Source organism: Streptomyces rishiriensis, assembly GCF_003112535.1.
Taxonomy (GTDB): Bacteria; Actinomycetota; Actinomycetes; order Streptomycetales; family Streptomycetaceae; genus Streptomyces; species Streptomyces rishiriensis.
Window position 1 is genome coordinate 436,350 of record NZ_BEWA01000003.1, and the last position, 14,334, is coordinate 450,683.

Sequence of the window (14,334 nt, forward strand, 5' to 3'; positions counted from 1 at the left end):
GCCGGGCGCAGGCCGCTTCGACAAACCCGCCCGGCGCGTTGAACCCGTCTTCGTGCGGCCCCGTGACCTTGGGCAGGGAGCGAGAGGACACTCGCCTCCGTCCGCCGTCCCACCCGCACCCGCAACGAGGAGACCCTGTGGCCACCGAGACACCGCCCCCCTCGAAAACCCCAGCTCAGCTCCCCTCCGCCGAGGAGTTCGTCGCGGTGCGGGAGAGCGCGGAGTTCGGTGAACTGCGCGGCGCCTACCGGGGCTTCGCCTTCCCGCTGACCTTCGCCTTCATCGCCTGGTACCTGCTGTACGTCCTGCTCTCCAACTACGCGGGCGACTTCATGGGCACCAAGCTCTTCGGCAACATCAACGTGGCCCTCGCCCTGGGCCTCGCCCAGTTCCTCACCACCTTCCTCATCGCCTGGTGGTACGCGCGGACCGCGGCCGCCAGGTTCGACCCCAAGGCCGAGGCCATCAAGTCCCGGATGGAGGCGGGCGAATGAGCTCCGCACAGCACACCTCCCTGCTCGCCGCCGGCGAGGCCAGTGAGCACCGCACGCTGATCGTCACCCTGTTCGCGGTGTTCGTCGTCGCGACCCTCGTCATCACCGTCTGGGCCGGCCGGCAGACCAAGGACGCCGCCGACTTCTACGCCGGCGGCCGGCAGTTCACCGGCTTCCAGAACGGCCTCGCCGTCTCCGGCGACTACATGTCGGCCGCGTCCTTCCTGGGCATCGCGGGCGCCATCGCCCTCTTCGGCTACGACGGGTTCCTGTACTCCATCGGCTTCCTGGTCGCCTGGCTGGTCGCCCTGCTCCTGGTCGCCGAGCCGCTGCGCAACTCCGGCCGCTACACCATGGGCGACGTCCTGGCGTACCGCATGCGCCAGCGCCCCGTCCGCACGGCCGCCGGCACCTCGACGATCGTCGTGTCGATCTTCTACCTGCTTGCCCAGATGGCGGGCGCGGGCGTCCTGGTCTCGCTCCTCCTGGGCATCACCAGCGACGGCGGCAAGATCGGCATCGTGGCCCTGGTCGGCGTCCTGATGATCGTCTACGTGACGATCGGCGGCATGAAGGGCACCACCTGGGTCCAGATGGTCAAGGCGGTCCTGCTCATCGCGGGCGCTCTGCTGCTCACCTTCCTGGTCCTGCTGAAGTTCCACTTCAACATCTCCGACCTGCTGGGCTCGGCCGCCGCCAACAGCGGCAAGGGCTCGGCCTTCCTGGAGCCCGGACTGAAGTACGGCGCCACGGGCACCACCAAGCTGGACTTCATCTCGCTCGGCATCGCCCTGGTCCTGGGCACCGCCGGCCTGCCGCACATCCTGATCCGCTTCTACACCGTGCCCACCGCCAAGGCCGCCCGTAAGTCGGTCCTGTGGGCCATCGGTCTCATCGGCGCCTTCTACCTGATGACCCTCGCCCTCGGATTCGGCGCCGCCGCGCTGATCAAGCCCGACGAGATCACCGCGTCCAACAAGGCGGGCAACACCGCGGCGCCCCTGCTCGCCCTGCACCTGGGCGGCGTCGACTCCAACTGGGGCGCGATCCTCCTGGCCACCATCTCGGCGGTCGCCTTCGCCACGATCCTCGCGGTCGTCGCCGGCCTGACCCTGGCCTCGTCCTCCTCGTTCGCCCACGACATCTACGCGAACGTCATCAAGCGGGGCACGGCCACCGAGAAGCAGGAGATGTCCGCGGCCCGGTACGCGACCGTCGGCATCGGCGCCGTCTCCATCCTCCTGGGCGCCCTCGCCCGCGACCTGAACGTCGCCGGCCTGGTCGCCCTCGCCTTCGCGGTCGCCGCCTCCGCCAACCTGCCGACGATCCTCTACAGCCTCTTCTGGAAGCGGTTCACCACCGCCGGAGCCCTGTGGTCGATCTACGGCGGTCTGGTCGCCGCGGTCGGCCTGGTGCTGTTCTCGCCGGTCGTCTCGGGCAAGCCCTCGTCGATGTTCCCGGACGTCGACTTCCACTGGTTCCCGCTGGAGAACCCCGGCATCATCTCGATCCCGGTCGGCTTCCTGCTGGGCGTCGTCGGCACCCTGCTGTCGAAGGAGGAGCCCGACACGGCCAAGTACGCCGAACTGGAGGTCCGCTCCCTGACCGGAACCGGAGCCCACTGACCGGAAACGGAACCCGCTGACCGGAACCGGAGCCCACTGACCGGAAACGGAACCCGCTGACCGGAAACGGAACCCGCTGACCGGAACCGGAAACGGAGGCCGCCGACCGGCGCCGGAGCCCGCCGACCGGCCCGGTCGCGGCGGCCGGGCGCCCGCCGGCCACGCCCCCTCCCGCGGCCGCTTCGTAGATCCCTACGACGCGGCCGCGTCCTGCCTCGTGGGATCGGGCCCTGTCGATGTCAGCGGGGTCACGTAGGCTCGCAAGTGACGAACCAGGAAACCGATCCACCACGAGGGAGGGGGCCCACGTGCTCATCGACACCTACGGCCGAGTGGCCACCGACCTGAGGGTCTCGCTCACCGACCGGTGCAACCTGCGCTGTACGTACTGCATGCCCGAGGAAGGCCTGCAGTGGCTGGCGAAGCCCGACCTCCTGACGGACGACGAGATCGTCCGCCTGATCGGCATAGCGGTCACGGCCCTCGGCATCGAGGAGGTCCGCTTCACGGGCGGCGAGCCCCTGCTGCGCCCGGGCCTGGTCGGCATCGTCGAGCGGGTCGCGGCCCTCGACCCCCGTCCCCGGATGTCGCTGACGACCAACGGCATCGGCCTGCGCCGCACCGCCACGGCCCTCAAGGCGGCGGGTCTGGACCGGGTCAACGTCTCCCTCGACACCCTGCGCCCCGACGTCTTCAAGACCCTCACCCGCCGGGACCGCCACAAGGACGTCCTCGAAGGCCTCGAAGCCGCCCGCGACGCGGGTCTGACGCCGGTGAAGGTGAACGCGGTCCTGATGCCGGGCCTCAACGAGGACGAAGCCCCGGACCTGCTGTCCTGGGCCGTCGACCACGACTACGAGCTGCGTTTCATCGAGCAGATGCCGCTGGACGCGCAGCACGGCTGGAAGCGCGAGGGCATGGTCACGGCCGGGGACATCCTGGCCTCCCTGCGCACCCGCTTCGACCTCGCCCCCGAAGGCCAGGACGAACGCGGTTCCGCCCCGGCCGAGCGCTGGCTGGTGAACGGCGGACCTCACCGCGTCGGTGTCATCGCCTCGGTCACCCGCCCGTTCTGCGCCGCCTGCGACCGCACCCGCCTCACGGCCGACGGCCAGGTCCGCACCTGCCTCTTCGCCCAGGAGGAGACCGATCTGCGTGCGGCCCTGCGCTCCGACGCCCCCGACGAGGAGATAGCCGGCATCTGGCGGCAGGCGATGTGGGGCAAGAAGGCCGGCTCGGGACTGGACGACCCGAGCTTCCTGCAGCCGGACCGCCCGATGTCGGCGATCGGGGGATAGGTCCCGCCGATCGCGAACCCGAGGGCGGCCGCCGACCGATCGCGCCCGAGGACCGGCCGCCGGGGGCTACGAAGCCTGCGCGGACTCCCACTCGGTCAGCGGGACGACGTCCTTGAGGAAGCCGCGGACCCCGAGGAACTGCGACAGATGCTCGCGGTGCTCCTCGCAGGAGAGCCATGTCTTGCGCCGCTCGGGCGTGTGGAGCTTCGGGTTGTTCCACGCCAGCACCCACACCGCGTCCACACGGCAGCCCTTGGCGGAACAGACAGGGGTCTCGTCACTCACTGCTTCGTCTCACCCACACGCACACAAAGGCGACGCCGAGCAGCCACGGGGGGAGCTGCCCGGCGTCGGTCCGTCGCTCCGACGGGGGATGCGGAGCGCGTACGAAGTATGTCACGGCCGACCGTCGCCACGGGACTGGAACAACATGATTGATCTGAGCTTTTCCTGAGCTTTCCGCACAGCCCGCGCACAGCCCGAGCATGGCTCGCACACAGCCCGCTCACGGTCGTCGCTCGGCCGAATCGGCCGCGGATTCCTCCCGGCCGGCTTCCCGCGCGCCCTCGTTCTGCGGGTGGGATTCCGCTTGCGGGGCGGATCCCGAACGCTCGCCGTCGGCGCCGGGCCGGGCGATCATCGGCCGGACCGGCGCGGCGAGGAACGTGGAGGGGAGCGAGGGCACGTTCTCCCGCCCCGCGTTGGCGATCACGACCGCGACATAGGGGAGCACCAACCCCAGGACCAACGCCACGACGGCCACATGCCGTTCCACGTTCCACAGGGTCGCCGCGAGGATCACCGCCACCGTGCGGACCGACATCGAGATGATGTACCGACGCTGTCGGCCCCGCACGTCGTCCTGAAGACCCTGCCGTGCTCCGGTGATCCGGAACACCTCGACGTTCCCGCCACCGCCTTGCTTCCGCATCACATTCCACCGTCCGCCCGCCTCGGCCTCTCACCGACTTCCACGGTACGCCGCCCCCGCCCCCTCGCCGAGGCCGGGGCGGCCCCCCGTCGGGGCGGGCGTTCTGCGCCGTCCCGCGTACGGCCGTACCCGACATGCGCCGTACGGCGAGCGGATCGACACTGAGGGCAATGCTGACGTAGGGCCGTACGAGGAGGCGTCAATGGGCTGGTTGTGGGCGATCATCGTCGGATTCGTGCTGGGCCTGATCGCCAAGGCGATCATCCCGGGCAAGCAGCACAGCCCCCTCTGGCTGACCACCATCTTCGGCATGCTGGGCGCGATCGCGGGCAACGCGATCGCCCGCGCGGTGGGGGTCGAGTCCACGCCCGGCATCGACTGGAGCCGCCACGCGTTCCAGCTGATCGCCGCGATCATCATCGTCGCCCTGGGCGACACGCTGTACATGGCGACGCTGGGCAAGAGGAAGCAGCGAGCCTGAAGCGCGACGCCTGCACCGTCCGAGCCCGGCGCCGCGGGCCCGCGACGGTCGTCCGCCGCGCCGAGCGCAAGCCGAAGGGGCGGCCCCTCGCGGGAAGCCGCCCCTCCTGTGTGAAGCCGGTCAGCCGGTGACCTCCACGGCGGCCAGGTTCTTCTTCCCGCGCCGCAGCACCAGCCACCGCCCGTGCAGAAGGTCCTCCCGCGCGGGGACCGCGTCCTCGGCCGTGACCTTGACGTTGTTCACGTAGGCCCCGCCCTCCTTCACCGTCCGCCGGGCAGCCGACTTGCTGGCCACGAGACCGACCTCGGCGAACAGGTCCACGACCGGCCCCGGCTCGGCGACCCGGGTGTGCGGCACCTCGGAGAGGGCCGCGGCCAGCGTCCGCTCGTCGAGCTCGCCCAGTTCGCCCTGGCCGAAGAGGGCCCTGGACGCGGCGATCACCGCGGCCGTCTGGTCGGCGCCGTGCACCAGCGTCGTCAGCTCCTCGGCCAGCGCACGCTGGGCGGCACGCGCCTGCGGACGCTCCTCGGTCTGCCGCTCCAGCTCCTCCAGCTCCTCGCGGGACCGGAAGGACAGGATCCGCGAGTACGTCGAGATGTCCCGGTCGTCCACGTTCAGCCAGAACTGGTAGAACGCGTACGGCGTCGTCAGCTCCGGGTCCAGCCAGACCGCGCCGCCCTCGGTCTTGCCGAACTTGGTGCCGTCCGCCTTGACCATCAGCGGCGTCGCCAGACAGTGCGCCTCGGCCTCGGGCTCCAGCCTGTGGATCAGGTCCAGGCCCGCCGTGAGGTTGCCCCACTGATCGCTGCCGCCCTGCTGGAGCGTGCAGCCGTACCGGCGGTACAGCTCCAGGAAGTCCATGCCCTGAAGCAGCTGGTAGCTGAACTCCGTGTAGCTGATGCCCTCCTGGGACTCCAGCCGCCGGGCGACCGAGTCCTTGGTCAGCATCTTGTTGACGCGGAAGTGCTTGCCGATGTCACGCAGGAACTCGATGGCCGACAGGCCGGCCGTCCAGTCCAGGTTGTTCACCATCACCGCGGCGTTCTCGCCCTCGAAGGACAGGAACGGCTCGATCTGCGCGCGCAGCCGCGTCACCCAGTTCGCGACCGTCTCCGGGTCGTTCAGCGTGCGCTCCGCCGTGGGGCGGGGGTCGCCGATCTGACCGGTCGCCCCGCCCACCAGGGCCAGCGGGCGCAGGCCCGCCTGCTGGAGCCGGCGCATGGTGAGAACCTGCACCAGGTGGCCGACGTGCAGGCTGGCCGCGGTGGGGTCGAAACCGCAATAGAACGTGACGGGACCGTCCGCGAGCGCCTTGCGCAAAGCGTCCTCGTCAGTGGACAGGGCCCACAGGCCACGCCACTTCAGCTCGTCGACGATGTCCGTCACGGTTCTCGTATCTCCTCGATGATCTTCTTGGATCTTCATGATGCCCTGCGGGCGGTCCGAGCCGGTCAGCCGCACGAGTGCCGGGCTGCCGGCTACGAGGTTATACGCCCTGGCTGACAGAGCTCATATTGAAGTCCGGCACCCGCAGCGCGGGCATCGCAGCCCTAGTGAACCAGTCGCTCCACTCCCGGGGCAGCGTCTTTTCCGTGCGCCCCGCCTCCGAGGCGCGGCCCAGCAGACCGACCGGCGACTCGTTGAAGCGGAAGTTGTTCACCTCGCCGACGACCTCGCCGTCCTCGACGAGGTACACGCCGTCCCTGGTCAGGCCGGTCAGCAGCAGGGTCGCCGGGTCGACCTCGCGGATGTACCACAGGCAGGTCAGCAGCAGCCCGCGCCGGGTGCTCGCGACCATCTCCTCCAGGGAGCGGTCCTCGCCGCCGTCCAGGATCAGGTTGTCGCCCGCCGGAGCCGCCGGGAGCCCGGTCAGGGCGGCGCTGTGCCGGGTGGTCGTCAGATGCCTCAGCTCGCCCGCGTCGATCCACTCGGTGGAGCGCAGCGGCAGCCCGTTGTCGAACACCGACTGGTCGCCGCCCGAGGAGTGCGCGATCACGAACGGCGCCGACTCCAGACCCGGCTCGTTCGGGTCGCTGCGCAGCGTCAGCGGCAGACCGGTCAGCTTCTCGCCGAGCCGGGTGCCGCCGCCGGGCTTGGAGAACACCGTCCGGCCCTCGGTCGCGTCCCGGCCCGAAGCCGACCACAGCTGGTAGATCAGCAGGTCGGCCACCGCGGTCGGCGGCAGCAGCGTCTCGTACCGCCCGGCGGGCAGTTCGACCCGCCGCCGCGCCCAGCCCAGCCGCACGGCCAGCTCGGCGTCGAGCGCCCCCGGGTCGACGTCCTTGAAGTCCCGGGTGGAGCGCCCCGCCCACGCCGAGCGCGTCCGGTCCGGGGACTTGGCGTTCAGCTCCAGCGTCCCGTTCGGCTGGTCGTGCCGCAGCCGCAGCCCGGTCGAGGTGCCCAGGTACGTCGAGACGAGCTCGTGGTTGGCGAACCCGTACAGCTCGCGGCCGCCGGCACGCGCGCGGGCGAACGCCTCGCCCAGCGCCGGCGCGAAGTCGGCGAACACCGCCGACGAGGTCTGCGCGGGCGCCTCGGTGAATTCCGGGGACTGCGCCACGCCCGTGACCAGCGGCTGCGCGTCCTCGGCGGGCCCCGCCCCGCGCGCGGCGGCCTCGGCGGCCCGCACCAGGGGCTCCAGCTCGTCCGCGGTCACCGCGGCCCGGGAGACGACGCCCGAGGCGGTGCCCTCCTTGCCGTCGACGGTGGCGATCACGGTGAGCGTGCGCCCGCGCGTGACGCCGTTGGTCGTCAGCGTGTTGCCGGCCCAGCGCAGGTTCGCCGTCGACTGCTCGTCGGCGATGACGACGCAGCCGTCCGCCCGCGACAGCTCGAGGGCGCGCTCGACGACCTCGTGCGGCTTGTTGCTACGGGCGCTCATCGGCCGGCCTCCTGCGTGGTGTTCAAAATGTTGACGCCCTTGAACAGGGCCGACGGGCAGCCGTGCGACACCGCCGCGACCTGGCCGGGCTGGGCCTTGCCGCAGTTGAACGCGCCGCCGAGGACGTAGGTCTGCGGACCGCCGACGGCCGCCATCGAGCCCCAGAAGTCCGTCGTCGTCGCCTGGTAGGCCACGTCGCGCAGCTGCCCGGTGATCCGCCCGTTCTCGATCCGGAAGAACCGCTGGCCGGTGAACTGGAAGTTGTAGCGCTGCATGTCGATCGACCACGAGCGGTCGCCGACGACGTAGATCCCGCGGTCGACGCTGCCGATGAGGTCGTCGGTCGACATTCCGGCGGGATCCGGCCGCAGCGACACGTTGGCCATGCGCTGCACGGGCACGTGGCCCGGGGAGTCGGCGAACGCGCAGCCGTTGGACCGCTCGAACCCGGTGAGCTTCGCGATCCGCCGGTCCAGCTGGTAGCCGACGAGCGTGCCGTCCTTCACCAGGTCCCAGGACTGCGCCTCGACGCCCTCGTCGTCGTAGCCGACGGTCGCCAGGCCGTGCTCGGCGGTGCGGTCGCCCGTGACGTTCATCAGGTCCGAGCCGTAGCGCAGCTTGCCGAGCTGGTCGAAGGTGGCGAAGGAGGTGCCGGCGTAGGCGGCCTCGTAGCCGAGGGCACGGTCCAGCTCGGTGGCGTGACCGATGGACTCGTGGATCGTCAGCCACAGGTTGGACGGGTCCACGACCAGGTCGTACAGTCCCGGATCCACGCTCGGCGCGCGCATCTTCTCGGCCAGCAGCTCCGGCATCCGGGCCAGTTCGCCGTCCCAGTCCCAGCCGGTCCCGGTGAGGTACTCCCAGCCGCGTCCGACGGGGGGCGCGATCGTGCGCATCGAGTCGAACTCGCCGCTGGACTCGTCGACCGACACCGCGTTCAGCGCCGGGTGCAGCCGCACCCGCTGCTGGGTGGTCACCGTGCCGGCCGTGTCGGCGTAGAACTTGTTCTCGTGGACGGTGAGGAGCGAGGCGTCCACGTGGTTGATCCCGTTCGCCGCCAGCAGCCGCGCGCTCCAGTCCGCGAGGAGCGCCGCCTTCTCCTCGTCCGGCACGGTGAACGGGTCGATCTCGTACGACGACACCCACGTCCTCTCGGCGTGCACCGGCTCGTCGGCGAGCTCGACCCTCTCGTCCGACCCCGCCGCCTTGATCACCTGCGCGGACAGCTTGGCCATCGCCACGGCCTGCGAGGCGACCCGGGCCGCCGCGTCCATCGACAGATCCACGCCGGAGGCGAAGCCCCACGTCCCGCCGTGCACGACGCGCACCGCGTACCCGAGGTCGGTCGTGTCGGACGACCCGGCGGGCTTGGCGTCCCGCAGCCGCCAGGACGCACTGCGCACCCGCTCGAACCGGAAGTCCGCGTGCTCCGCCCCGAGCGCCCGCGCCCGCGCGAGAGCGGCGTCGGCGAGGGCGCGTAGGGGCAGGGCCGTGAAACTTTCATCGATGCTATGAGGCACCTACGTCTCTCCCTGGTGTCGTGGCGTGTGAAGACCTCGATCATGTCGCGCCCGGCGGCCGGTGGACCACACCTTCCGCGACGCCACCGCAAACTTTCTGTAGGGACCCGACAGCCAGCTCCGTGTGCCACTGTCGGTGCCCGAATGTCCGCGGGGCGAAGCGGACCGATAGGTTCGAGGGAAGCCGCCTGCCGTCCAGAGTGCGGGCAGGCGCGTCAGACCCCAAAAATCGAAAGGGTGATCCGTTGAGCCGCTCGGTTCTCGTCACCGGAGGAAACCGGGGCATCGGCCTCGCCATCGCCCACGCGTTCGCCGACGCCGGCGACAAGGTCGCGATCACGTACCGCTCGGGCGAGCCGCCGGCCGCCCTGACGGACCTGGGCTGCCTCGCCGTCAGGTGCGACATCACCGACCCCGAGCAGGTGGAGCAGGCCTACAAGGAGATCGAGGCGCAGCACGGCCCCGTCGAGATCCTGATCGCCAACGCCGGCATCACCAAGGACCAGCTCCTGATGCGCATGAGCGAGGAGGACTTCACCTCGGTCATCGACACCAACCTGACCGGCACCTTCCGCGTGGTCAAGCGCGCCAACCGCGGCATGCTGCGCGCCAAGAAGGGCCGCGTCGTGCTCATCTCCTCGGTGGTCGGGCTGTACGGCTCGCCGGGTCAGGCGAACTACGCCGCCTCCAAGGCCGCCCTGGTCGGCTTCGCGCGCTCCCTCGCCCGTGAGCTGGGATCCCGCAACATCACCTTCAACGTCGTCGCACCCGGCTTCGTCGACACCGACATGACCAAGGCGCTCACCGACGAGCAGCGCGCGGGCATCGTCTCGCAGGTCCCGCTCGGCCGGTACGCGCAGCCGGAGGAGATCGCCGCGACGGTGCGGTTCCTCGCGTCGGACGACGCCTCGTACATCACTGGAGCCGTCATCCCCGTTGACGGCGGACTGGGAATGGGTCACTGATCATCATGAGCGGAATTCTCGAGGGCAAGCGCGTCCTGATCACCGGTGTGCTGACGGAGTCCTCCATCGCCTTCCACACCGCCAAGCTGGCCCAGGAGCAGGGCGCCGAGATCATCCTCACCGCGTTCCCGCGGCCCACGCTGACCGAGCGCATCGCCAAGAAGCTCCCCAAGCCCACCAAGGTCATCGAGCTCGACGTGACGAACGACGAGCACCTCGGCCGCCTCGCGGACATCGTCGGCGAGGAGCTCGGGGGCCTCGACGGCGTCGTGCACTCCATCGGCTTCGCCCCGCAGGACGCGCTCGGCGGCAACTTCCTCAACACGCCGTTCGAGTCGGTCGCCACCGCCATGCACGTCTCGGCGTTCTCCCTGAAGTCGCTGACCATGGCCTGTCTGCCGCTGATGCAGAACGGCGGCTCGGTCGTCGGCCTCACCTTCGACGCCTCGTTCGCCTGGCCGCAGTACGACTGGATGGGCCCCGCCAAGGCCGCCCTGGAGGCCACCAGCCGCTACATGGCGCGTGACCTGGGCAAGCAGAACATCCGCTGCAACCTCGTCTCGGCCGGTCCGCTCGGCTCCATGGCCGCCAAGTCCATCCCGGGCTTCGGCGAGCTGGCATCCGTGTGGGACGACCGCTCTCCGCTGGAGTGGGACCTCAAGGACCCCGAGCCGGCCGGCCGTGGCGTCGTCGCCCTGCTCAGCGACTGGTTCCCCAAGACCACGGGCGAGATCGTCCACGTGGACGGCGGTCTGCACGCCATCGGCGCGTGACCTGCCGCTGAGACGCCGTTGACGGGTGAGGGCCCGCGTCCTGGGTGACGCGGGCCCTCACCCGTCACTCGTTTGGCCCATCCGGCCGGGCGGCCGGCACCGCCGACCAGGCACTCTTAAGTGCGTGTTCCCCCCACGCGCTGTCCTCCCCAGCTCTGCCGAGGAGGTTCCCTTGTGCGCCTGTTCCGTAGTCTCGCTCCAGTGATCGCCGCGGTCGCCCTCGTCCTCTGTCCGCCGTGCGGCGCGCACGGCCACGCGCGCGTGGCGCGTCCGGAGCCGTTCGGCGCGGAGTGCCGGATCGAGGTGGACGGCTCCCGCGTCGTCGCCCACTGTCACAACCCCTACGCCGACACCGACCGCGTCAGCCTGCACATCGAGTGCGAGCGCTGGTGGGACGTGGACACCGACGGCCCTCCCGCCGACGTCGGCCCCGCCCTGTCCGTACGGCTCACCGGCCGTTGCTGGAAGGAGGTCGGGTCGGCCTGGGTCAGCCATCAGAAGCGGTGAACCGTCCGGGCCGGCACAGCAGCGGGTAGGCGGCCGCCTCGACCGCGGCCGTCTGCGCGGCGCCCGCGCGGATGGCGTCCACCAGCCGGGAGTGGTCCATGTACGTCTCGGGCGTCAGCTCCTCGCCGACGTCCTCGCGCAGCCAGTCCCGCAGGACCTCGCCCAGGTCCGCGTACATCGCCGTCAGGACGTCGTTGTGGGAGGCGGACACCACCGCCAGGTGGAAGGTGGTGTCCGCCGCCACGAAGGCCTCCGCGTCGCCCGACTCCCACGCCTCCTCGCGCCGCAGCAGAAGCGCGTCCAGCTGCTTGAGGTCCTTCTCCGTGCGTCGCTCGGCCGCGAGCTTGGCCGCGCTCGACTCCAGCGTGGCGCGCAGTTCGGCGATGTGCCTCGGGTCGGCGTCGGCGAAGCGGCGGTGCATCACGCCCGCCAGCTCGCTGGTCGCCACGACATAGGTGCCCGAGCCCTGCCGGATGTCCAGCAGACCGTTGTGCGCGAGCGCGCGGACCGCCTCGCGGACGGTGTTGCGCGCGACCCCCAGCTGCTCGACCAGCTCGGGCTCGGTGGGGATGCGGGAGCCCACCGGCCACTCGCCCGAGGTGATCTGGGCGCGCAGCGCGGCGATGACCTGTTCGGACAGCGCCGAGCGGCGGGGATGGCTCAGGGGCATGGCACACCTTCGCACGGTCCGGGGCGCCGAGGGGCACCCGGGCATGGACAACCAATCATCCTATGATTCTATGATGGGCGGCATGGCAAGCGAGCAGACCCGCACGACGACGCCCACGACGACGCCTGCGTCCCTTCGCGCATCCGGGGAGGGCGAGCCCCCGTCGCACGTCGCTCCGCGCGCGTGGACGGCACGACTGCTCGTCGTCGGCATCGTCCTGGCCGCCCTCAACCTCCGCCCCGCCATCACCAGCCTCGGCGCGCTCCTCGAAGAGGTCCGCGACGGGCTCGGCATGAGCGGCAGCGTGGCCGGACTGCTCACCTCCGTGCCCCCGCTCTGCTTCGCCGCCTTCGGCGTCATGGCCCCCCGTCTCGCCCGTCGCTTCGGGCCGGGAGCGGTGGTGTGCGCGGGCATGGCCGCCATCACCGCCGGACTGCTCGTACGCCCCTACCTCGGAGGCGCCTCCGGCTTCCTCGCCGCCAGCGCCCTCGCCCTCATGGGCATCGCCGTCAGCAACGTGCTGATGCCCGTCATCGTCAAGCGGCACTTCCCCGACCGGGTCGGCTCGATGACCGGCCTGTACTCGATGGCCCTCGCCCTGGGCACCTCCACCGCCGCCGCGGTCACCGTGCCCATGACCGAGGCGCTGGGCGGCAGTTGGCGCACCGGGCTCGCGGTGTGGGCGGGCCTGGCGGCCGCGGCCGTCCTGCCGTGGCTGCCGCTGGCACGCGTACGGGGGACGGAACCGGGCCGCGGCACGACGACGGGCGCCGCGGTGCCCGCCCGGGAGCCGCAGGCCCACCGGGCGGCGCGGGGGCCGGGGGAGCGGCCGGCCGGGCCGGAGGCAGAGGCGCGGGAGGCGGGGTCCCCGCAGCGGGCGCACGTGCCCCGCCCCGCCGCACACGACCCCGCGCGCGGGGGCCGCCCTCCCGCCGCCGCGCTGCGCGTCACCCGCAGCCGGACCGCCTGGGCCCTGGCCGTCTTCTTCGGCCTCCAGGCCACCGCCGCCTACATCACCATGGGCTGGATGCCGCAGATCTTCCGGGACGCGGGCGTGTCCGCCGGCACGGCCGGCGTCCTCCTCGCCGTGACGATGGCGATGGGCGTTCCCCTGGCCTTCGTCATCCCGCGGGTCGCCACCCGGCTGCCGCACCAGGGCCCGATCGTGGTCGCGCTCGGCGTCTGCGGCCTCGTCGGATACGCCGGCCTCTACCTCGCGCCCGCCGCCGGAGCCTGGGCCTGGGCCGTGCTGCTCGGCATCGCCAACTGCGCCTTCCCGCTCGCCCTCACGATGGTCGGGATGCGGGCCAGGACCGGCGCGGGCGTCGCCCAGCTGTCGGCCTTCGCGCAGAGCACCGGCTACCTGATCTCCATACCGGGCCCGCTGCTGGTGGGAGTGCTCTACCAGCACAGCGGCGGCTGGGGCCTGCCTCTTGCGCTCATGGCGGCCCTGATGGTCCCGCAGACGGTCATGGGCGTCCTGGCCGGCCGGGACCGCACCGTGGAGGACGAGGCCGCCCGCTGACCCCCGGCGCGGCCGCCGCCGCAACGGGGTGCGAGACTGGCGGCATGCCAGTGCTCGACCCGAATCCGCAGAACGGCCAGAAGAAGATGCTGCTCGTCTTCGGCTCGTTCTTGGCCATCTTCGTGATCATCGCCGTCATCGCCACCCTCGCCTCGCCCTGACCCCCGCCCGGCCCGGCGTGCCGTCGTCTCCCCGCCGGGGTGGGGCTAACCCCCCTGTCCCCTAGGGGGTGAGGGTCAGGGTCAAGTGGGTGGATCGCCGGATGGGTTGACGGCCGCCGATTCCGTAACTTCGAAGTGTGACCGCGGACCGCGATCACCGCCCCGGTCCGGGACGCGCTCCACGGACCATTCGAAGACAGCGGAGGCACCCATGTCGGCCCCAACGCACACCCGGCCCCGCCCGACCGCCTCGGGCGGCGTCGACACCCGGCTGCCCTGGTGGGCCCTCGCCCTCCCGGCGCTCGCCTTCGCCACCCTGCTCCTGCTGATACTGAACCCCGCCGACGCCCACGCGGCCGGCGGCGACCCCGTGATCACCCACCTCGTCGAACGCGTGCAGATGCTGCTCGCCCGCTAGGGTCGGCGGCCGCCGCGGGGCGCGTCCGTCCCGCCGGGTCCGTGCCGTGGACCGCTGGTGAAGACCCATGTCAACTCCCTGAGCC

The 14,334-nt window shown here is 71.4% G+C and carries 16 protein-coding genes; 10 read left to right on the forward strand and 6 right to left on the reverse strand.

What is annotated here, in order from left to right; translation table 11 throughout:
* Positions 1–137: 137 nt before the first annotated feature.
* The 3 genes from Sri02f_RS06800 to moaA all read left to right on the forward strand — a co-directional run bounded on the left by Sri02f_RS06800 (position 138) and on the right by moaA (position 3,417).
* Positions 138–494 (forward strand): DUF485 domain-containing protein, encoded by a 357-nt coding sequence (locus Sri02f_RS06800; protein WP_109000153.1) that lies wholly within the window; start codon positions 138–140, stop codon positions 492–494.
* Complete coding sequence (locus Sri02f_RS06805) at positions 491–2,119, forward strand: monocarboxylic acid transporter (RefSeq protein ID WP_109000154.1); 1,629 nt, start codon at positions 491–493, stop codon at positions 2,117–2,119. The genes Sri02f_RS06800 and Sri02f_RS06805 overlap by 4 nt, the downstream gene beginning before the upstream one ends.
* A 308-nt stretch (positions 2,120–2,427) precedes the next feature.
* The gene (moaA, locus tag Sri02f_RS06810; RefSeq protein ID WP_218029850.1) at positions 2,428–3,417 is read left to right on the forward strand and encodes a GTP 3',8-cyclase MoaA; all 990 of its coding nucleotides are present in this window, start codon (positions 2,428–2,430) and stop codon (positions 3,415–3,417) included.
* Between the two features lie 66 nt (positions 3,418–3,483).
* Here moaA and Sri02f_RS06815 read toward each other — a convergent pair whose 3' ends face one another.
* Both Sri02f_RS06815 and Sri02f_RS06820 read right to left on the reverse strand, forming a co-directional pair.
* Positions 3,484–3,702, reverse strand: coding sequence for a hypothetical protein (locus tag Sri02f_RS06815; RefSeq protein ID WP_109000156.1), 219 nt, complete (start codon positions 3,700–3,702; stop codon positions 3,484–3,486).
* Between the two features lie 220 nt (positions 3,703–3,922).
* Positions 3,923–4,348, reverse strand: a complete 426-nt coding sequence (locus Sri02f_RS06820) for a DUF3099 domain-containing protein (RefSeq protein ID WP_109000157.1) — start codon at positions 4,346–4,348, stop codon at positions 3,923–3,925.
* A 202-nt stretch (positions 4,349–4,550) separates the two neighbouring features.
* Here Sri02f_RS06820 and Sri02f_RS06825 point away from each other — a divergent pair, with 202 nt between their 5' ends.
* Positions 4,551–4,829 (forward strand): GlsB/YeaQ/YmgE family stress response membrane protein, encoded by a 279-nt coding sequence (locus tag Sri02f_RS06825; protein WP_109000158.1) that lies wholly within the window; start codon positions 4,551–4,553, stop codon positions 4,827–4,829.
* 120 nt (positions 4,830–4,949) lie between these two features.
* Here the strand turns inward: Sri02f_RS06825 and tyrS are convergent, their stop codons facing one another.
* The 3 genes from tyrS to Sri02f_RS06840 form a co-directional block, all read right to left on the reverse strand.
* On the reverse strand, positions 4,950–6,215 hold the full coding sequence (gene tyrS / locus Sri02f_RS06830; RefSeq protein WP_109000159.1) for a tyrosine--tRNA ligase: 1,266 nt from the start codon (positions 6,213–6,215) through the stop codon (positions 4,950–4,952).
* 100 nt (positions 6,216–6,315) lie between these two features.
* Positions 6,316–7,710 (reverse strand): metallopeptidase TldD-related protein, encoded by a 1,395-nt coding sequence (locus Sri02f_RS06835; protein ID WP_109000160.1) that lies wholly within the window; start codon positions 7,708–7,710, stop codon positions 6,316–6,318.
* Complete coding sequence (locus Sri02f_RS06840) at positions 7,707–9,230, reverse strand: TldD/PmbA family protein (RefSeq protein WP_109000161.1); 1,524 nt, start codon at positions 9,228–9,230, stop codon at positions 7,707–7,709. Before Sri02f_RS06840 ends, Sri02f_RS06835 begins: the two co-directional genes overlap by 4 nt.
* Positions 9,231–9,475: 245 nt before the next feature.
* On the opposite strand from Sri02f_RS06840, the gene fabG reads away from it, so the two are divergent.
* From fabG to Sri02f_RS06855, 3 genes are all read left to right on the forward strand, one after another.
* Positions 9,476–10,195 (forward strand): 3-oxoacyl-[acyl-carrier-protein] reductase, encoded by a 720-nt coding sequence (fabG, locus tag Sri02f_RS06845; protein WP_109000162.1) that lies wholly within the window; start codon positions 9,476–9,478, stop codon positions 10,193–10,195.
* Positions 10,196–10,200: 5 nt separating this feature from the next.
* Positions 10,201–10,968, forward strand: a complete 768-nt coding sequence (gene fabI / locus Sri02f_RS06850) for an enoyl-ACP reductase FabI (protein ID WP_109000163.1) — start codon at positions 10,201–10,203, stop codon at positions 10,966–10,968.
* A 174-nt stretch (positions 10,969–11,142) separates the two neighbouring features.
* Complete coding sequence (locus Sri02f_RS06855; protein WP_109000164.1) at positions 11,143–11,475, forward strand: hypothetical protein; 333 nt, start codon at positions 11,143–11,145, stop codon at positions 11,473–11,475.
* Here Sri02f_RS06855 and Sri02f_RS06860 read toward each other — a convergent pair.
* Positions 11,456–12,145: a FadR/GntR family transcriptional regulator gene (locus Sri02f_RS06860; RefSeq protein WP_109000165.1), complete on the reverse strand. Its 690-nt coding sequence runs from the start codon at positions 12,143–12,145 to the stop codon at positions 11,456–11,458. The genes Sri02f_RS06855 and Sri02f_RS06860 overlap by 20 nt on opposite strands.
* Positions 12,146–12,215: 70 nt before the next feature.
* Between Sri02f_RS06860 and Sri02f_RS06865 the strand changes: the two genes are divergently transcribed.
* The 3 genes from Sri02f_RS06865 (at position 12,216) to Sri02f_RS06875 (ending at position 14,249) form a co-directional block, all read left to right on the forward strand.
* A complete protein-coding gene (locus tag Sri02f_RS06865; protein WP_109000166.1) occupies positions 12,216–13,670 on the forward strand; it encodes a CynX/NimT family MFS transporter in 1,455 nt (484 codons plus the stop codon).
* Between the two features lie 44 nt (positions 13,671–13,714).
* The gene (locus Sri02f_RS43585; protein WP_107450844.1) at positions 13,715–13,831 is read left to right on the forward strand and encodes an SGM_5486 family transporter-associated protein; all 117 of its coding nucleotides are present in this window, start codon (positions 13,715–13,717) and stop codon (positions 13,829–13,831) included.
* Positions 13,832–14,042: 211 nt separating this feature from the next.
* Positions 14,043–14,249 carry a hypothetical protein gene (locus Sri02f_RS06875; RefSeq protein WP_109000167.1) on the forward strand — a complete coding sequence of 69 codons (207 nt, stop codon included), beginning with the start codon at positions 14,043–14,045 and terminating at the stop codon, positions 14,247–14,249.
* Positions 14,250–14,334 lie beyond the last annotated feature (85 nt).